The sequence below is a fragment of the Paraburkholderia sp. BR10954 genome (assembly GCF_040965775.1).
Classification (GTDB): Bacteria; Pseudomonadota; Gammaproteobacteria; order Burkholderiales; family Burkholderiaceae; genus Paraburkholderia; species Paraburkholderia youngii.
In genome coordinates, this window is the sequence record NZ_JBFRCK010000004.1 from 285,141 (window position 1) to 303,750 (window position 18,610).

Annotated in this window: 18 protein-coding genes; 10 read left to right on the forward strand and 8 right to left on the reverse strand. The window is 64.3% G+C overall.

The features are described 5' to 3' along the window. Positions 1 to 19: 19 nt before the first annotated feature. Complete coding sequence (locus AB4Y34_RS08740; RefSeq protein WP_176121936.1) at positions 20 to 697, reverse strand: FadR/GntR family transcriptional regulator; 678 nt, start codon at positions 695 to 697, stop codon at positions 20 to 22. Positions 698 to 868: 171 nt separating this feature from the next. On the opposite strand from AB4Y34_RS08740, the gene dgoD reads away from it, so the two are divergent. Next, on the forward strand, positions 869 to 2,017 hold the full coding sequence (gene dgoD / locus AB4Y34_RS08745; protein ID WP_368715792.1) for a galactonate dehydratase: 1,149 nt from the start codon (positions 869 to 871) through the stop codon (positions 2,015 to 2,017). 176 nt (positions 2,018 to 2,193) lie between these two features. Further along, a complete protein-coding gene (locus AB4Y34_RS08750) occupies positions 2,194 to 2,496 on the forward strand; it encodes a hypothetical protein (RefSeq protein WP_176380866.1) in 303 nt (100 codons plus the stop codon). A 180-nt stretch (positions 2,497 to 2,676) separates the two neighbouring features. Here AB4Y34_RS08750 and AB4Y34_RS08755 read toward each other — a convergent pair whose 3' ends face one another. Both AB4Y34_RS08755 and copC read right to left on the reverse strand, forming a co-directional pair. After that, a complete protein-coding gene (locus AB4Y34_RS08755) occupies positions 2,677 to 3,606 on the reverse strand; it encodes a CopD family protein (RefSeq protein ID WP_176380867.1) in 930 nt (309 codons plus the stop codon). Continuing rightward, complete coding sequence (gene copC / locus AB4Y34_RS08760; RefSeq protein WP_176105114.1) at positions 3,603 to 3,980, reverse strand: copper homeostasis periplasmic binding protein CopC; 378 nt, start codon at positions 3,978 to 3,980, stop codon at positions 3,603 to 3,605. The genes AB4Y34_RS08755 and copC overlap by 4 nt, the downstream gene beginning before the upstream one ends. Before the next feature lie 341 nt (positions 3,981 to 4,321). Here copC and AB4Y34_RS08765 point away from each other — a divergent pair, with 341 nt between their 5' ends. The 4 genes from AB4Y34_RS08765 (at position 4,322) to AB4Y34_RS08780 (ending at position 8,902) form a co-directional block, all read left to right on the forward strand. Further along, on the forward strand, positions 4,322 to 5,053 hold the full coding sequence (locus AB4Y34_RS08765; RefSeq protein ID WP_176380868.1) for a c-type cytochrome: 732 nt from the start codon (positions 4,322 to 4,324) through the stop codon (positions 5,051 to 5,053). Between the two features lie 21 nt (positions 5,054 to 5,074). Further along, positions 5,075 to 6,376, forward strand: coding sequence for a cytochrome c (locus tag AB4Y34_RS08770; protein ID WP_368715793.1), 1,302 nt, complete (start codon positions 5,075 to 5,077; stop codon positions 6,374 to 6,376). Positions 6,377 to 6,508: 132 nt separating this feature from the next. Further along, on the forward strand, positions 6,509 to 7,129 hold the full coding sequence (locus AB4Y34_RS08775) for a hemolysin III family protein (protein ID WP_176105111.1): 621 nt from the start codon (positions 6,509 to 6,511) through the stop codon (positions 7,127 to 7,129). A gap of 225 nt (positions 7,130 to 7,354) precedes the next feature. Next, on the forward strand, positions 7,355 to 8,902 hold the full coding sequence (locus AB4Y34_RS08780; protein WP_368715794.1) for a DEAD/DEAH box helicase: 1,548 nt from the start codon (positions 7,355 to 7,357) through the stop codon (positions 8,900 to 8,902). Positions 8,903 to 8,965: 63 nt separating this feature from the next. Here the strand turns inward: AB4Y34_RS08780 and AB4Y34_RS08785 are convergent, their stop codons facing one another. From AB4Y34_RS08785 to AB4Y34_RS08800, 4 genes are all read right to left on the reverse strand, one after another. Beyond that, positions 8,966 to 9,499, reverse strand: coding sequence for a hypothetical protein (locus AB4Y34_RS08785; RefSeq protein WP_368715795.1), 534 nt, complete (start codon positions 9,497 to 9,499; stop codon positions 8,966 to 8,968). Between the two features lie 109 nt (positions 9,500 to 9,608). Then, positions 9,609 to 10,436 carry a ferritin-like domain-containing protein gene (locus AB4Y34_RS08790; protein WP_176380872.1) on the reverse strand — a complete coding sequence of 276 codons (828 nt, stop codon included), beginning with the start codon at positions 10,434 to 10,436 and terminating at the stop codon, positions 9,609 to 9,611. Between the two features lie 331 nt (positions 10,437 to 10,767). Further along, a complete protein-coding gene (locus AB4Y34_RS08795; protein ID WP_176380873.1) occupies positions 10,768 to 12,138 on the reverse strand; it encodes an MFS transporter in 1,371 nt (456 codons plus the stop codon). Between the two features lie 185 nt (positions 12,139 to 12,323). Further along, positions 12,324 to 13,964 carry a gamma-glutamyltransferase family protein gene (locus AB4Y34_RS08800; protein ID WP_368715844.1) on the reverse strand — a complete coding sequence of 547 codons (1,641 nt, stop codon included), beginning with the start codon at positions 13,962 to 13,964 and terminating at the stop codon, positions 12,324 to 12,326. Positions 13,965 to 14,244: 280 nt separating this feature from the next. Between AB4Y34_RS08800 and AB4Y34_RS08805 the strand changes: the two genes are divergently transcribed. The 3 genes from AB4Y34_RS08805 to AB4Y34_RS08815 all read left to right on the forward strand — a co-directional run bounded on the left by AB4Y34_RS08805 (position 14,245) and on the right by AB4Y34_RS08815 (position 16,283). After that, positions 14,245 to 15,024, forward strand: a complete 780-nt coding sequence (locus AB4Y34_RS08805) for a DeoR/GlpR family DNA-binding transcription regulator (protein WP_176380874.1) — start codon at positions 14,245 to 14,247, stop codon at positions 15,022 to 15,024. A gap of 308 nt (positions 15,025 to 15,332) precedes the next feature. After that, the gene (locus AB4Y34_RS08810; protein ID WP_013090475.1) at positions 15,333 to 15,530 is read left to right on the forward strand and encodes a hypothetical protein; all 198 of its coding nucleotides are present in this window, start codon (positions 15,333 to 15,335) and stop codon (positions 15,528 to 15,530) included. Between the two features lie 99 nt (positions 15,531 to 15,629). Continuing rightward, complete coding sequence (locus AB4Y34_RS08815) at positions 15,630 to 16,283, forward strand: TetR/AcrR family transcriptional regulator (protein ID WP_176380875.1); 654 nt, start codon at positions 15,630 to 15,632, stop codon at positions 16,281 to 16,283. A gap of 57 nt (positions 16,284 to 16,340) precedes the next feature. On the opposite strand, the gene AB4Y34_RS08820 is transcribed toward AB4Y34_RS08815, so the two are convergent. Further along, on the reverse strand, positions 16,341 to 16,700 hold the full coding sequence (locus tag AB4Y34_RS08820) for a hypothetical protein (protein ID WP_368715796.1): 360 nt from the start codon (positions 16,698 to 16,700) through the stop codon (positions 16,341 to 16,343). 214 nt (positions 16,701 to 16,914) lie between these two features. On the opposite strand from AB4Y34_RS08820, the gene glpD reads away from it, so the two are divergent. Then, positions 16,915 to 18,444, forward strand: coding sequence for a glycerol-3-phosphate dehydrogenase (glpD, locus tag AB4Y34_RS08825; protein ID WP_368715797.1), 1,530 nt, complete (start codon positions 16,915 to 16,917; stop codon positions 18,442 to 18,444). The last annotated feature ends 166 nt before the right edge of the window (positions 18,445 to 18,610 follow it).

Genomic DNA, 18,610 nt, shown 5'->3' on the forward strand with positions numbered 1-18,610 from the left:
GAGCGCGGCGCCGTCCGTCTCAGCCTTCGATTCGCCCGCGCGTCACGCCAAGCAATGACGACATCGCCGCGTACGCCGCGGCGGCATCGCGCGCGCGGATGGCGTCGTACACCGCCGTGTGCTCGGCGAGCGACGCGTTGAACACATCGGCGCGTTTCGCATTGAGCCGCAACTGTGCCTCGAGCGTGCGCTCGATCAGCGCGCCAAGCGGAATCAGCAATTCGTTGCTGCACGCGGTCAGCACGCACAGATGGAACTGCAGATCCGCACGCACCCACTCATCGACGTTACGCGCCGCCACCATCGCGGCATGAGCGGCCGCAAGCGCGCCCAACGTGTCATCGGTGCACGCGGTGGCCGCAAGGCCGGCCGCGTAGGGCTCGATCATCTCGCGCATTTCCTGCAGTTTGAGCGCAAACGCCATCGGCTCGGCGACGCGCGAATACCAGTCGAGCAGATCGGCATCGAGCAGGTTCCACGCGGACTTGACCCGCACCCGCGTACCCACGCGAGGCCGCGATTCGATCAGCCCTTTCGACGTCAGCGTGCGCAGCGCCTCGCGCAACACCGTGCGGCTCACGCCGAACGTCTCCATTAACTCGGCTTCGCGAGGCAGGATCGACTCCGGCGCATAGTCGCCGCGCAGAATCGCGGTCGCGAGCAGTTGGGTGACTCGCCCATGCAGATCGTGCGGAATGGTTTTCTCCTAGCGGGTGGTGGTCTCGTCGCGCAACGCGGCAACTAGTATTCCAAATCTCACCACTATGTGGCAAATAGTACTATTAATAGTATTTAAATGCACTTTTGTTGTAGCATGGAATTCCCAAAATTCTTTTGCGTGCCGGCAGATCGTCAGGAGACACACACCATGAAAATCACCAAGCTCGAAACCTTCGTCGTCCCGCCGCGCTGGTGCTTCCTCAAGATCGAGACCGATGAGGGCATCGTCGGTTGGGGCGAGCCGGTGGTGGAAGGCCGCGCGCACACGGTCGCCGCGGCCGTCGAGGAACTCTCCGATTATTTGATCGGCAAGGACCCGCTGCTGATCGAGGATCACTGGCAGGTGATGTACCGCGCGGGTTTCTATCGCGGCGGCCCGATCACGATGAGCGCGATCGCCGGCGTCGATCAGGCGCTGTGGGACATCAAGGGCAAGCATCATGGCGTGCCGGTGCATGCGCTGCTCGGCGGCCAGGTGCGCGACAGGATCAAGGTGTACTCGTGGATCGGCGGTGACCGCCCCAGCGATGTCGCGAACAACGCGCGCGCGGTGGTCGAGCGTGGCTTCAAGGCCGTCAAGATGAACGGCTCGGAAGAACTGCAGATCATCGACACCTTCGACAAGGTGCAAGGCGTGATCAACAACGTCGCGGCGGTGCGCGAGGCGGTCGGGCCGAACATCGGCATCGGCGTGGACTTCCACGGCCGCGTGCACAAGCCGATGGCGAAGGTGCTCGCCAAGGAACTCGATCCGTACAAGCTGCTATTCATCGAAGAGCCGGTGCTGTCGGAGAACGCCGAGGCGCTGCGCGACATCGTCAATCAGACCAACACACCGATCGCGCTCGGCGAGCGTCTGTATTCGCGCTGGGACTTCAAGCACATCCTGTCGGGCGGCTACGTCGACATCATCCAGCCGGACGCTTCGCACGCGGGTGGCATCACCGAGTGCCGCAAGATCGCCGCGATGGCCGAAGCCTACGACGTCGCGCTCGCGCTGCATTGTCCGCTCGGCCCGATCGCGCTCGCAACCTGCCTGCAGATCGACGCGGTCAGCTACAACGCATTCATCCAGGAACAGAGCCTCGGCATCCATTACAACCAGGGCAACGACCTGCTCGATTACATCAAGAACCCGGAAGTCTTCAAGTATGAAGACGGCTTCGTGTCGATCCCGCAAGGCCCGGGCCTCGGCATCGAGGTCAACGAAGAGAAGGTGCGCGAGATGGCGAAGGTCGGTCATCGCTGGCGCAATCCGGTGTGGCGTCACGCGGACGGCAGCGTCGCCGAATGGTGATTCGTGGGCCATTGCGCCCGCGCGTTCCGGCCACGTGACGCGCGGGCCCCTCCCTGCCTCGATACCCGCACAGCCTTCTCCCGCCCAGCTCTCGCGACGTTTGTTCGGTATCGGACAGACGCATGGTCTGCTCCTTGCTGAAATGCATGCCGACAACGCATGCAGCGGGGAGCACCATGGGCGAATTCCTTCCTGACTATCTGATCCGCGAACAGGCGGCGGTCGGCGCGCTGGTCGTCTTCGGCGTGCTGCGCATCATCGGCGCGATGGTCGCCTACGAGCGCGGATGGAGCATCGCGGTGGTCGGGAAATTCTTTATCGCCGCGGCACTGCTGTACTGCCTGCCGCAGGTTTTCGATCTGCTCACGCAGATGGTCGGCACGCGCGCTGCCGGCGCCGAACTCGAAGGGAAGGCCGCGGGCTGCGCGATCGCGTTGTTCTGCGCGCCGATTCTCGGTCATCGCCTCGGCCTCGAGTAAGCGCGCAGCGAGCCGGACCGCGTGATGCGACTGACGCCTGCATTGCTGGAACGCGCGCGCGACGACGCGCTGCTTGCCTGAAGAGTAGTAGCGGATGCGCTGGCCTCAGCCAGGCGACCGTGTGTATTGCGCCGCACGTGCTTTGCAGTGCGGCGCTTTTTTATGCGGCGCGCCGCGCGTTCAGCCGAGCGCAGCGAACGCCGGCACGGTGTGCGACAACGCGGCCGCGACGACGAACACCCCGATCATCACGAGCGCTTCCAGATAGATCACGTTGACGAAGGTATGCGCATCCATCGTCGACGCGGTACGACGCAGGCGCGGCAGCGCCGACGTGCGGTTCAGCGCGCCGAGCACCAGCGCGAGCGCGACCAGCACGAGCTTCAATGTCAACACATGGCCCCACGTGCTGCCCTGAATCGCTTCGAACGACCCACCCGAGCCGCGCACCGCATTAAAGACGCCCGACAGCAACACCAACCCGACCGCGACGAGCGACACGTTCGACACCTGGGTCGCCGTGCGAATCAGCATGCCGCGCGCGGTCGATGCGCCGAGCGCCGGCAGCACCGCGAAGCCCGCGGCCATCGCGACACCGCCCCATACGCTCGTCGCGAGCACGTGCAGCGTCTGCATGCCGATCGCGGCCGATACGACGCCGGCATCGGCAGCATGACCGAGCGACGCCTTGCCCGCCGAGATCGCGAGCACCGCGAGCCACAGCAGCGTGTTACGCAGCATGCCGGTGCCGTGGCTCAGCGCGGTGCCGAGCAGCACCAGTGCGCCGCCGAACGCGACGCTCCAACCATAGCCGACATGCGTTTGCGTCAGCACCGTCGGCACCACGCCGAACGCCGCGGGCAACGCGACGCCGCTCATCGACGCCGCCTGATACAGCAGCCAGCCGAGATCCGCGAGCACCAGCACGATGGTGGCCGCGAACATCGAGCGATGTGCGCGCATCCAGCCGGGCCGCGCCGGTGAAGTGCCTTGCTGCGCGTCCTTCGCGAGCCATGCGCCGAGTAGCGCCGAGCCAACGGCGAAGCCGAACGCGACGTTCATGAGCGCGGCCATTGCGACCTGCCCGATCCACAGTGCGTCGAAGTTCATTTGACGTTGAACGCGAAGTCGCCTTGCGTACGATGGCCATCGGTGGCCACCGCGACCCAGTGCACCGAATAGCGGCCGCTCGTCAACTGAGGCAGCGCGAGGTGCATCTCGCGGGCGTCCGCGCTATCGACCGTCGACGCGGTCGAAGTCGCAGGCTTGCCGCTTGTATCGGCGAGTGTGATCTTGCTGAACGCAGGCTCGAGCGGCTCGGTGAAATGGATGGTCACGTCGGCGGGCGCGACGGCCTCGGCGTTCGCGGCCGGCACGCTCGAGATCAGGTGCGCATGCGCGAACGCGGTGGATGACATGGCCAGCGCCACCGCGCCGGACATCAACGCTCGCAGCGTCGATGAGGAGAAATCGAATAGCTTCATGTGGGGCCGATAGCGGATGAGAACGAACGAAACAGAGCCGGGCCGACGACGCGCATCATCTGCACGACGGCCGGCGAGCCCGGAAGTGTACGCTTCGATGGCGCGCACGGGGATCGGTTCAACCTTGCTTGATGAGACAACGATATTGATCTCGACGCACGACGCAACTGAAGTCCGAAACTGGCAAACGCGACACACTGTCGCATGGCGGTCACACCTGGAACCGCATCTAATGCGGCAAATAGTCACCATCACCCGTCGATGATAGAATGCTGCGTCGCCGCAGCGACGGCTGTCCTTCACACCGAGCCGCCCGAAGTTCGGTCAGGTCCCCGATTCTGATGGAGTTACGCGTGTCTTCAAGACGCCTCTTCCGCCCGTTGCTTGCCCTTCTGCTGATCGGCTCCGCGGGTGTCTATAGCGCTGCGAAAGCGCAGACTCAACCGAAGGCCCCCGACACGATGGAAGCCCGCGTGCAAGGCTGCACGGCCTGCCACGGCTCGCATGGGCAAGGCACCGACAATGACTACTTCCCGCGTCTCGCGGGCAAGCCGGCGGGATATCTGTTCAATCAGTTGCAGAACTTCCGTGAAGGGCGCCGCAAGTACCCGCCGATGAACTACCTCGTCACGTACCTCTCCGACGACTACCTGCATCAGATCGCCACCTTCTTCTCGCAGCAGCGCCCACCGTATCCGACGCCGGCCAAGCCGACGGCCTCCGCCTCCACGCTCGCGCGCGGTGAGCAGATCGTGCTGCATGGTGATGCGAACAAGCAGGTGCCCGCTTGCGCGGCCTGCCACGGCAAGGCACTGACCGGTATGGAACCGGCGATCCCGGGTCTCGTCGGCCTGCACGCCGATTACATCAGCGCGCAGCTCGGCTCATGGCGTTCGGGCACGCGTCGTGCGATCGCACCGGACTGCATGCACACAATCGCCACGCGCCTTAGCGACGAAGACGTGAACGCCGTCGCGGCCTGGCTTGCCACGCAGCAGGCTCCGCAAAACCCCGTGCCGGCTCCGGCCCGCTCCTTGAAGACTCCGCTTGCCTGCGGCAGCGAACCGCAATAAGGCGCCGGGAGAGACATTCAAATGAAACGCAAGTCTTTGTTCGCCCTCTCGGCAGTCGTCGTGGTAGCGGCCGCCGCACTCGTTCCCGTCCTGTGGTCGGGCGGCGACCATCTGCATAGCAGCGGCGCGGCCGTCGCGGCAACGCCCGCGGACCAGGCCGACCTGATCAAGAAGGGCGAGTACCTCGCCCGCGCGGGCGACTGTATCGCCTGCCACACCGTGCGCGGCGGACTGCCGTTCGCCGGCGGCCTGCCGATGGCCACGCCGTTCGGCACGATGTTCACGCCGAACATCACGCCTGACGACCAGTACGGCATCGGCAAGTGGACCCAGGACGACTTCTATCGCGCGATGCACACTGGCCGCTCGAAAGATGGCAGCCTGCTCTATCCGGGCTTCCCGTTCACGAGCTACACGAAGGTCACGCGCGCCGACTCCGACGCGATCTACGCGTACCTGCGCTCGGTCGCGCCGGTCAACGTACCGAGCCGTCCGCACGAACTGAAATTCCCGTTCAACCAGCGCAACATGCTGATCGGCTGGCGCACGCTGTTCTTCCGTGAAGGCGAGTTCAAGCCGGACCCGACCAAGTCGGTCGAATGGAACCGCGGTGCGTATCTGGTCGAAGGCCTCGGCCACTGCGGCATGTGCCATACGTCGATCAACGCGATGGGCGGCCCCGTCAGCTCGGCGGCGTTCGCGGGCGGTCTGATTCCGCTGCAGAACTGGTATGCGCCGTCGCTGACGTCGAACAAGGAAGCCGGCCTCGGCGACTGGGACCTGAGGGACATCGCCGATCTGCTGAAGACCGGCGTGTCGAGCCGCGGCGCGGTGTTCGGTCCGATGGCCGAAGTCGTTCACAACAGCCTGCAGTATCTGTCGGCCGAAGACATCAACGCGATGGCGACGTACCTGAAGACGATTCCGCAGAAGAGCGAAGCACCGGAACCGCTGCAGCTCGAAACCTCGGAAAAGTTCGGCGGCGAACTGCTGAAGCAAGGTCAGAAGATCTACGCTGACAACTGCGCGAAGTGTCACGAAGACAATGGTCTCGGCCGCCCGCCGGCATTCCCGCCGCTCGCGAATAACCAGTCGATCCAGATGCCGTCGGCGGTCAACCCGATCCGCATGGTGCTGAACGGTGGTTATCCGCCGAGCACGGACGCGAACCCGCATCCGTACGGCATGCCGCCGTTCGCACAGTCTCTGTCGAATCAGGAAGTCGCAGCGGTCGTGACGTACATCCGTATGTCTTGGGGCAACCACGGTACGGCCGTGTCGCCACAGCAAGTGGCCGAGTTGCGTTCGGCGCCGCTCGACTAAGCAGGGTTTCACGTACCCTGGGCGCGGCCTGCGAGTTTCGCGGCCGCGCCCTTCGTTTTTTCAGGACCGGTATCATGTGGGCCTGTTTGTGTTGGTAGTCGCCTTCGTGGGACCGTGCAGGAGGAAAGAGTCGTGCCCTTTGGTGAGCGTTTGAACAGCATTACCCATCTCGTCGGCGCCGTGCTGTCGGTGGTGGGGCTGGCGGCGCTCGTCACGATGGGCGCGCTCGCCGGCGACGCGTACAAGGTCGTCAGCTTCAGCGTGTATGGTGCGATGCTGTTCGTGCTGTATGCGATCTCGACGCTGTATCACAGCGTCAGCCATGCGCGACTGAAGGCGATTCTGCAGAAATGCGATCATTCGGCGATCTACCTGCTGATCGCCGGCAGTTACACGCCGTTCACGCTCGTCACGTTGCGTGGACCGTGGGGCTGGTCGCTATTCGGCGTGAGCTGGGGGCTCGCTGCCCTCGGCATCGTGCAGGAACTCACGCTCGGGCGACGCACCCGCAGCGTGTCGATGGTGCTGTATGTGTTGATGGGATGGCTCGCGCTCGTAGCTGTCCGCCCGCTGGTGCAGGCATTGCCGGCCGCGGGTACCGCGTGGCTCGTGGCCGGCGGCGTCATCTACAGCGCCGGCATCTATTTCTTCATCAACGACGAGCGCATCCGCCACGGACATGGTATCTGGCACCTGTTCGTACTGGCGGGCAGTCTGTGTCAATTCGTCAGTGTCGCGCGCTATGTCGCGTGACGTTCCACGGCGACGAATTGCAACTTAAGGCCAGTCGACGTGTCTGCATAGCGCGTTGAAACATTCGGCACATCTGTAAGCGTGCCGCCGATTTCTCCGTGAACGGAACCGGGCTGCGGCCTCGCACACGCCATGCGGGCGTGTCGATGCCGCGCTGGTTTTTCCGCGTTGGGGTCCTATGGGCTCAGCGGGGCCGTTCGCGAAACTGCATTGCAAAGAGCTTCTATGTCTTTTGATTCCCTCGGCTTGTCCGAACCGCTGGTCCGCGCTGTCAATGAACTCGGCTACACCAGCCCGACTCCGATCCAGACTCAGGCGATCCCGGCCGTGCTCAACGGCGGCGATCTGCTCGCCGGCGCGCAAACCGGCACCGGCAAGACCGCCGGCTTCACGCTGCCGATCCTGCAGCGCCTGAATTCGATGTCGCCCGCCGCCGGCGGCAAGCGCGTGGTGCGCGCGCTGATCCTCACGCCGACGCGCGAACTCGCCGCGCAGGTCGAAGAAAGCGTGCGTGCGTACGGCAAGTATCTGAAGCTGAAGTCGACCGTGATGTTCGGCGGTGTCGGCATCAATCCGCAGATCGATGCGCTCAAGCGCGGCGTTGACATCGTCGTCGCGACGCCGGGCCGTCTGCTCGATCACATGCAGCAGAAGACCATCGACCTGTCGCATCTCGAGATTCTCGTACTCGACGAAGCGGACCGCATGCTCGACATGGGTTTCATCCACGACATCAAGCGCGTGCTCGCGAAGCTGCCGCCGAAGCGGCAGAATCTGCTGTTCTCGGCAACCTTCTCCGACGAGATCAAGGCGCTCGCCGACAGCCTGCTCGATTCACCGGCGCTGATCGAAGTCGCGCGCCGCAACACGACGGCCGAAACGGTCGCGCAAAAGATTCACCCGGTCGATCGCGACCGCAAGCGCGAGCTGCTCACTCATCTGATCCGGCAGCACAACTGGTTCCAGGTGCTCGTGTTCACGCGCACCAAGCACGGCGCGAATCGCCTCGCCGAGCAGCTGACGAAGGACGGCATCAGCGCGCTCGCGATCCACGGCAACAAGAGCCAATCGGCCCGCACGCGCGCGCTTGCCGAGTTCAAGGACGGCACGCTGCAGGTGCTGGTGGCAACCGACATCGCCGCACGCGGCATCGATATCGATCAGCTGCCGCACGTGGTCAACTTCGATCTGCCGAACGTGCCGGAAGACTACGTGCACCGCATCGGCCGCACGGGTCGCGCGGGCGCGACGGGCGAGGCGGTGTCGCTCGTGTGCGTCGATGAACTGCAGTTGCTGAAGGACATCGAGAAGCTGATCAAGCGTCCGGTCCCGCAGGAAGTTATCACCGGTTTCGAGCCGGACCCGAGCGCGAAGCCGGAGCCGATCCAGCGACGCGGCCAGGGTGGCGGCGGGCGTTCACAGCGCCAGGGACAAGGCACGGGGCGTCGTGACGGCGCTGCTGGTGGTGGCGCATCGGCCAAGCCGGCTCAAGGCTCCGGTCAGCGTTCGGGACAACGTGTGTCGAACGTTCAGCCCGCGCAAGGTGGGAAGCCGGCCGGCAATGGCGGTCAGCCGCGTCGCGATACTCAGCGGCACGACGATCGGCCGCGTGCCGCCGCGCATGATGGCGCTACCGCGCACCACGCGCCGCGCAAACAGCAAGGCAATCGTTCGCCCAACGGCAATCCGGGCGCGTTGCTCGGCGGCGGCGTGAAGCGCAACGATGCGCCGCGTGGCGGGCAACCGTCGCGCAACGGCGACGGCGGCCGTTAAGCGTCGCTCGGCCTAAGGGCTGCCAGCGTGCGTACCAGCCGTTAGCGCTTCCCTGCTCGAAGACTAACGGCTGCTCGCGGCGGCAGCCCGCTTCAAATGCTCGATCTGCTGCTCCCATCGCTCGAGCACTGCACTCCCCTGTCCCTGCAATTCGAACGTGATGCCGCCCGTCAGGCGCGCATAACGGACGCTTTGCGCTTCCGCTGTGTCGATCGAGCCGAGCAGATAGACGAGGTCGCTGTCATCGCCCGCAACACCGGGCAGCGGCGCGATACGCAATTGCACCTGATAGAACGCCGCATCGCATACAAAGCTCAGCGCCGCGCGCCCGCTTTGCGCAATCGCGCCCGTCGCGCGCGCCTGCGGCCATAGCGCAATGCACAGCGTGCGCGAGTCGGGTGCATAGAGTTCGCCGACGCTCAACAGCGATGTGCGCACGTGCCCGTTCGCATCGACGCTCAACAGCGACGCGGTGAAACCCACCTTGTCCGCAAGCGACGAACCGTCGAACAACGCGCGCACGTTGGCCGGCCATTCGTCGAACACATTCTGTTCGAGCGGACGCGCGGACGGTGATGCGGAGGAGGAATCGCTCATGCCATCGATCCAGTCGAAGTAGTGGGTAAAGCTCAATCATGCCTCGAAAAAAGCAAAGCCCGCTGATGCGGGCTGATGCGGGCTTTGCTCTTTGATTCGCTTTCAAGGCTCAGCGAAAGAACACATGCTGCGTGATCTTCGCGAGCGGATAATGCACACCCGGCTGAATGCGCGCCGGCAGATCGAGCGGCTTGAGCAGCATCTTCACGCACATGTCGGCGGACAGATTGCGCCGCACCAGCTTATTGATGCGCGCCGCGCGCTCGCGGTTATATGCGGAGTCGTGCACGCGCTCCGGATAGCGAATCGCGAACACGTGGCGCAATGCGATCTCCGAATCTTCGTTCTTGATTTCCATCACGCGACGCATCAACGCGCCGAGCACCGCGAGCCGGCCGTTGCCCTCGATCCGGTTGTACTTCTTGAAGTACCTGAAAAAGTGCTTGTAATGACGGACTTCGTCGGTGCGGATGTTGTCGGTGATCTGCTTGAGCACCGGCTCATCCGAGCATTCGTTGATCGCTCGATACAGCGTCGCGGTACCCGTTTCGACGACGCAACGCGCGACCATCTCCAAGGCGCGGGTCTTTTCGAAATCGTCGACCGAGCAAGTCAGCGAATACTCGCCCATGAAATTGCGGAACGCGGTATGCCAGTCGAACTCGGGCCATACATACGCGATATAGGTCTGCAGCGCCCGGCCGTGCTGCATTTCCTCGGGCTCCCACTCGTGGTTGAGCCAGGCCGAGACCTCCGGGTCGTCGTTGAAAAATGTACTCAGATTGCTGGTGTAGAGATCAGTGCCGCTTTCGATGAACGATGCCGCGCACAGCAACAGCAGCAGGTCTTCGTTGGCAGCGGCCTTCTGCCGGTCGATGCGCGTCAGATCGATGTCCTCGATCCGCCAGGGCATGACATGGTTCAGCTCCGTGTGCATTGTGTCTTGCTCCCATGCTGTACCGACCCGTGGAGTTCTTCGCAACCGCCCCCGCGCTCGCCGTGATGTTCTCCGTGCCGGATACAACGCCGTGAATTAGAGTTGGGCCCTTGTACTCTGCATGTTAGCCGGAGATATCCGACCATGCAGTTCACACAGCACAGACCATGCCGCAACGACGCAGTTCCGCTTCCAAGATAGTCGAAATCTTGCAGCGGATTAAAAACGATGTCCGCAAGGCAAAAAAAAACCAGCCCAAAAGGCTGGCTTTTCGGACACACACCACGTCAGGCGGATTGTGGACACGGGCGCCCGAGGTGGCCTCTCTTCCTCAGGCAGGTTGTACCTCGCCCGAGACGGGACGCACACGACGCATGCGCAGCGCGACGATGATCAGCGATGCGCCCGAAAGCACCGCCGCAAGCAGCACGTAATAACTCGGCGCGAGTTTGTCGCCGGTCAGATGAATGAATGTTTCGACGATGGTCGGCGCGAAGCCGCCGAAGATCGTGACGCCGATGCTGTAACCGATTGAAAGGCCAGTCGAGCGTACCTGGGTCGGGAAGATCTCCGACATCAGCGCGGGCATCGGCCCCGAGTACGAGGCCTTGAAAATACCGGCGACGCCTTGCAGCACGAGCAGCCAGCCAATCGTCGGATGTGTCTGCAACCATGCGAACATCGGATAGATCAGCAGGCCCATCAGGATCGACGTGCTCAGCATGATACGAATTCGGCCGATGCGATCGGACAGCGCGCCCATGATCGGCGAGAAGATGAACTGCATGCCGCCGTTCAGCACGACCACGCCGAACGAGGCGGCCGCCGCCATATGCAGCTGCTTGACCGCGTAGAGCGGCATGTAGAGCTGCAGCACGTACACCCCGACCGTCGACTGCGCAACGATGCCGATCGCGAGCAGCAGGTTGACCCACTGATTCGCGAACGACGCGTCCTTCGATCCGTTCACGGCCTTGTGTTCGCCGGCCGCTTCGCTAGCCGCCCGCTCTTCACGCAATGCGAGGAATTCGGGCGTCTCGTCCAGATGCGAGCGGATGTAATAGCCGACCGGCCCGACCAGCAGACCGAACACGAACGGCACACGCCAGCCCCAGCTGTTCAGATGCTCGGCCGGCAGCCACGCGGTCAGCAGCGAACCGAAGGCGGCCGCGGTGATCGCCGCGAGACCCTGGCTCGCGAACTGCCAGCTCGCGTAGTAGCCGCGCCGCGTCGCGCTGTGTTCGACCATGAACGCGGTCGCGCTGCCGAACTCGCCGCCGACCGCGAAGCCCTGCACGAGCCGCGCGAACAGCACCAGCAGCGGCGCCGCGAGCCCGATCGTCGAAAACGGCGGCATCACGGCCATCGTGAAAGTACCGACCATCATCAGCGCGATCGCGAGCGTCAGCGCCGCTTTGCGGCCCTTGCGGTCGCCGTACACGCCGAGCACGATCGCGCCGAGCGGGCGCATCAGGAACGAGATGCCGAAGGTGGCGATCGCGAGCAGCGTCGACAGCCACTCGTCCTGCATCGGGAAGAACTGTTTCGCGATGATCGTCGCAAAGTAGCCATAAACCAGGAAGTCGAACCACTCGAGCGCGTTGCCAATCGACGACGAGAAAACGATCCGCCGCACCATCGCTTTCGAAAGCGGCGCGGCGTGAGGGGAAGCGCTTGTCGAATGCGACGCGGGGGTGTTCATGATGGTCTCCTGCGTGTCTGCTGCGTGAAAGCTGTGTCGGGCGCGGCTTCGCCTGCATCGGCGAGGCGGCTGGTGGGCGCGCATTGGCGCGGCATACGGAATGCCGCGCGTTCGTCGCCTGTTGCCCGGGTATCTGAGCTGAGCTCCGGTGTCGAGCTCAGCTCCGCGCGTTGCCTCGTCGTGGCCTAGAAGCCGGCCGCCAGACCGTCGCGGCGGCTGTCGCTGGCCGCCACGTAGCCGCGCTCCGGCTCGTTGCGATCGAGCTTCCAGACGAACTGGCCGGAGCCGAAGTCCATGTACGGATCGTCGACCGACTTGATCGTGTGGCCGAGCTTCTGCAGGCCCTCGGTGGTCTTCGGATCCAGCGTCGACTCGATATCGACCGTGAAGTCGCGGTTGACCTTCCAGCGTGGCGCATCGCACGCGGCCTGCGGCTGCTGTCCGTAGTCGAGCATGCGCACCACGGTCTGCAGATGACCTTGCGGCTGCATGTCGCCGCCCATCACGCCGAAGCTCATCACCGCTTCCTGCTGGCCGTTCACCTGCTGCGTGAGGAATGCCGGAATGATCGTGTGGAACGGCCGCTTGCCGCCCTCGACGACGTTCGGCGAGTTCGGGTCCATCGAAAAGCCGCAGCCGCGGTTCTGCAGCGCGATGCCGCTGTCGGGCACCACGACACCCGAGCCGAAGCCCATGTAGTTCGACTGGATGAAGCTGACCATCATGCCGCTCTCGTCCGCGGCCGACAGGTAGATCGTGCCGCCCGACTTCGGCATGCCGAAGTCGAAGTGCGTCGCGCGCTTCGGATCGATCAGCTTCGCGCGTGAACTCAGATACGCGTCGTCGAGCATCTGCTCGGGCGTGACTTCCATCGAACGCGGATCGGCGACATAGCGATACAGGTCGGCAAACGCGAGCTTCATCGCTTCGATCTGCAGATGCTGCGACTCGACGCTGTCGACCTTTAGCGACTTCACGTCGAACTTTTCCAGGATGCCGAGCGCAACCAGCGCCGCGATGCCCTGGCCGTTCGGCGGAATCTCGTGCACGGTGTAGCCGCGATAGTCCTTGCCGATCGGCTCGACCCAGTCAGCGCGGTAGTTGCGCAGATCGTCGGCGCTCAGCGCGCCGCCGCCTGCGCGCGCGAACGCGGCGATCCGCTCGGCGATCTCGCCTTCGTAGAACGCGCGCGGGCCTTGCTCGGCGATGAGGCGCAGCGTCTTCGCGTGACCGGGGAAGCGCACCAGCTCGCTGACCTCGGGCGCGCGGCCGCGCGGCATGAAGGTTTGCGCGAAGCCCGGCTGGTCCTTCAGTTCCGGCACCGCGGCTGCCCACTTGTAAGCGACGATGCTCGCCACCGCGTGACCGCGCTCGGCAATTTCGATGGCCGACTCCATCAGGTCGGCGAACGGCAGCTTGCCGAACTTCTGGTGCAGCGCTTCCCAGCCGGCGATCACACCCGGCACGGTGACCGCATCCCAGCCGCGCTTCGGCTGCTGCGCGAGGCCGTTTTCCTCGCCATATTTGCGCTTGAAGTAATCGACGTTCCACGCGGCCGGCGCTACGCCCGACGCGTTCAGACCATGCAGCTTCTTGCCGTCCCACACGAGCGCGAACGCGTCGCCGCCCAGGCCGCACGACACCGGCTCGACCACCGTGATCGCGGCGGCGGCCGCGATGGCCGCATCGACGGCATTGCCGCCGTTCCACAGCATGCGCAGCCCGGCCTGCGCGGCGAGCGGGTGCGAGGTCGAAACGATATTGCGTGCGAATACGGGCAGACGTTGCGTCGGATAAGGGTTTTGCCAGTTGCTGAAGCCAGTCATGTCGAACACTCTCGAAAGCGCGGCCGGCACGAAAAAGTCGCCGGACATCAGGGGAAAGGTTGTAAAGCAGGTAAATCGCGAAACCCTGGATTGCATCGCGAAGCGAGCCAAAAAACAAATTCATTTATCAAATGAATAAATGCGGAATGCGCCTGAATGGGTTTCGAGCAGATGCGGTTGCTCGCGGCGAATTCCAGCGGATTGCGCCAGTTGGCGGACAAGGGATGCGATGGTCTTACAATAGCCGCAATCGCGACACAACAGCCACGACACACCACACATGACACGAGACCCCCGCCTGACTCTCAACGCCCGGCAACAGGAATTGCTGGAGTGGGTGCAACGCGACGGCTTCGTGACCGTGGACGACCTCGCGAGCCACTTCGACGTCACCCCGCAGACGATCCGCCGCGACGTCAACTGGCTCGCCGATATGAACCTGCTGCGCCGCTATCACGGCGGCGCCAGTCTGCCGACCAGTTCCGAGAACGTCTCCTACACCGCGCGCCAGCGCATGTTCCATGAAGAGAAGCGACGCATCGCGGCGCTGGTGGCCACTCACATTCCGGACCAGGCATCGCTGTTCATCAACCTCGGCACGACGACCGAGGAAGTGGCCCGCGCGCTGAACCGCCACCGCGGCTTGCGCGTGATCACGAACAATCTGAACGTCGCGAGCATGATGAGCGGCTACCCGGACTGCGAAGTGCTGGTGACGGGCGGCATCGTGCGACCGTGGGACAAGGGCATCGTCGGGGAACTGGCGATCGACTTCATCCGCCAGTTCAAGGTCGATTTCGCGATCATCGGCACGTCGAGCATCGAAACGGACGGTACGCTGCGCGATTTCGATACGCGCGAAGTGCGTGTCGCCGAGGCGATCATCGAGCACGCGCGCACCGTTTTCCTCGCCGCCGATCACTCCAAGTTTGGTCGTCCCGCGCTAGTTCGCCAGGGACATCTCGAGCAGATCGACGCGCTGTTCACCGACGCCGCCCCACCCGCCGACGTGGCCGACGCTCTGAACGCCGCCAATTGTCAAATCTACATCGCCGGATAATTCCAGGCGTTCTCCGCCATGCTGCGGTGCACGCAAAACCTCGCGTGAAATCAAGAATTTGGCTGCAGGGCCGGACCGCCTATCGCGCGGCCAATTGTCAAATGGAAAATTTACGGGGACCAGGTTGGCGTTTCATCGGTGCTCGCCTACACTCCAGTTCCCCAGCGTACGTTGCGAGTTTCGCACGGCGTCGGTTTTGTGAACCTGTCGTGTAAGCCGTACCTCCCGCCCTGATCTTTAGCGGACCCCCGCCCCGGCCTACCGGTCGACTGCAAGGCTGTCCGCAATTTGCTGACATGGAGAGAACGATGCTGAGTCCGCATGAATTCGCCACGTTGTTGCTCGTCAAGGACGCCCCCAACCAGGTCGAAATGGACCGAGAAGAACTCGACGCGTTGCTCGAACGCCAACTGGTGCAACTCGAACGCCTCGCATCGGGCAACGAAGAGTGGCGCGTGACGGAAACCGGCGACACCGCATTGCGGGCCATCAAACGTTATTCGTGAGTTTTCGCTACAGTTGACAGCGGGCCGCCTTTGCGGCCCTTTGTTGTGCGCATCTCATTTACACGGTAAATTCATGCGACGGACTTCCCGCCCTCGCGCATGCCCAAGACGCTCTCCGCCGACGACATCCAGCAGTTTCGCGAAGCGATGCGACGCGTCGCGGAAAACGCGTTTGCGACCCGCGGCGCACAAGGCGTGACGATGCGCGAGCTGGCGAAGGAGCTCGGCTGCAGCGCGATGACACCGTATCGCTATTTCCGCGACAAGGAAGAAATTCTGGCGATGGTCCGCGCCGCCGCGTTCAACCGCTTCGCCGCGCGCCTCGAAGCGGCCGCGAAAGCGATCCCCGCGAACGCCCCCGCCATCGATCACAGCGCCGTCAGCCGGGCCTATGTCGACTTCGCGCTCGACGAGCCGCACGCCTATCGTTTGATGTTCGATCAGACGCCGCAACAGCAAGGCGCTTACCCCGAGCTGGCCGCGGCGTCGCAACGCGCGTGGCGCCTGCTGGAAGCGCACTTCGAGCGGCTCGTCGAGGCGGGTGTTCTCGAAGGCGATCCGCGTCTGATCGGCTACGCGTACTGGACGAGCCTGCACGGCTTCACGATGCTCGCGCTCGCGAACCAGTTGCCGCCGCCGGCGGCCCGACAGGCCGATTCCGCCGACGACGGCGCACATGAGCCGTCGCGCGAAGCGGTGTTCGCGCAGATCCTGCGCATGCTGTGGCGCGGAGCGTTGGCGCCGCAAAAGTGAACCGGTGCGCCTGGCAGGCGGCGCGAGAGTCGGGCCCACCGGTCAACCCGCTGCCACTTAGCCGCTACGCAAGGTCGGGTCGACAGTCGCCCGCCAGCCGAGCGCCCTTGCGCGCTGCTCGTTGAAGAACTCGACCCACTGGTTGCGCACCTTCGGATCGCTGCTCGTCCCCTCGCTCTCATGGCGCTGCGCGATCGACGCCTGGAACGCGCAGAAGTCGTCGTTCGACAGCCGGCCGCGCCGGTTCGCCACATAGGCATCGAAGAACGTCTCGTAGACGATCTGCGCGTCGTGGCCGTAGTCGACGGTCTGCGGCGAGCACATCTTCTGCAACGCCTCGAACGACGTCGCGCCCCTGGTCCCTTCCAGACTCGGCGTACTCACGCATCCTGCCAGAAGCGCGGCAGCGCCGATCATCAAAAATCCTCGCATTCATCACCTCGAAATGGCTGCTGCCAAGAGTATCGTCCGCGCTCGCGCGTTACGCCACTCGGTCGCCATTCGATCCACGTTCGTGCAAATCAAGCGAACTTTACTTTTTCGAATATGTTCATTAAAGTTCGAAAACGAACATGATTCGTTCAATTTGCTTTCCAACTGACTTCCAGATTCGATCCAGAGGGCTCAGCAGGTGACGCAACGCACGAAATACGATTTGCTCGTCGTCGGTGGCGGGATCAACGGCGCCGGCATCGCCCGCGACGCGGCCGGCCGCGGCCTGTCGGTGCTGCTGTGCGAGCAGGACGATCTGGCCGCGCACACGTCGTCGGCGAGCACCAAGCTGATCCACGGCGGGCTGCGCTACCTCGAGTACCGCGAGTTCGGGCTCGTGCGCAAGGCGTTGCAGGAGCGCGAAACGCTGCTGCGCGCGGCGCCGCACATCATCTGGCCGCTGCGCTTCGTGATGCCGCACATGCCCGAGCTGCGCCCCGCCTGGCTGATCCGTGCGGGTCTTTTCCTGTACGACCATCTGGCTAAACGCGAACTGCTGCCGGGCTCGCGCGGCATCGTGATGAGCCGGCATCCGGCCGGCGCGCCGCTCGTCGACACGATCAAGCGCGGCTTCGTTTATTCGGACGGCTGGGTCAACGACGCGCGCCTCGTCGTGCTGAACGCGCTCGACGCGCACGAGCGCGGCGCGACGATCCTCACGCGCACGAAGCTGCTCAACGCGGTGCGCGCCGGCGGCGAGTGGCGCGCGCAACTGCAACGCGCGGACGGCACGACTCTCGACGCGCGCGCCGCCGCGATCGCGAACGCGGCGGGCCCGTGGGTCGGCGAGCTGCTGCAAGCCGCGCTCGGCCGGCCGTCGTCGCATAGCGTGCGGCTCGTCAAGGGCAGCCACATCGTCACGCGGCGCCTGTTCGAGCACGACCACGCGTACATCTTTCAGAACCCGGACAAGCGGATCATCTTCGCGATTCCCTATGAGCACGACTACACGCTGATCGGCACGACCGACCTCGAATATCGCGGCGACCCGTCGCAAGTCGCGATCGACGCCAACGAAACGCAGTACCTGTGCGATTCGATCAACCGCTACTTCAGGCAGAAGATCTCGCCCGCCGACGTGCGCTGGAGCTATTCGGGCGTACGCCCGCTGCTGGAGGACGAGAACGCGGACAATCCGTCGGCGGTCACGCGCGACTACTCGCTCGAACTCGATGCGCCCGCGAATGAGGCGCCGCTGCTGTCGGTGTTTGGCGGCAAGATCACGACGTTTCGCAAGCTCGCCGAGCAGGCCGTCGATACGCTCACCGACGCGCTGCACCACGGCGCGCCCGCGTGGACCGCCGACGCGCCGCTGCCGGGCGGCGACATCGCGCAGGCGAACTTCAATCGCTTCCTCGGCGAGTTCTCGCGCGAACATGCGTGGCTGCCGGCATCGCTCGCGCATCGGCTCGCGCGCGCGTATGGCACGCGCGCGAATCGCGTTATCGGCTCGGCGCACTCGCGCGCCGAGCTCGGTCGCGAGTTCGCGCCGGGTCTGCACGAAGCCGAGCTGATTTATCTGCGCGATACCGAATGGGCGCGCACTGCGCAGGACGTGCTGTGGCGGCGCTCGAAGCTCGGCCTGCATGTGGAGCCGGACACGCTCGAGCATGTCACGCGCGACATCGACGCGTGGTTCGCGCGTGAACCGGTCCGGCAGAGCGCCTAGGCGACGCGGCAGACGACACCCGGCGAGCGGAGCCGGCCACCCACCGCAGCTTCGGCTGGACGACGCCGGCACGCACCCTCAAACTATGGCGGCTCGCTCACAACAACACGCCGCTCGCATCGCCGGCCAAACGATCCGGCGATCCATAACATGCATGGAGAAGAGA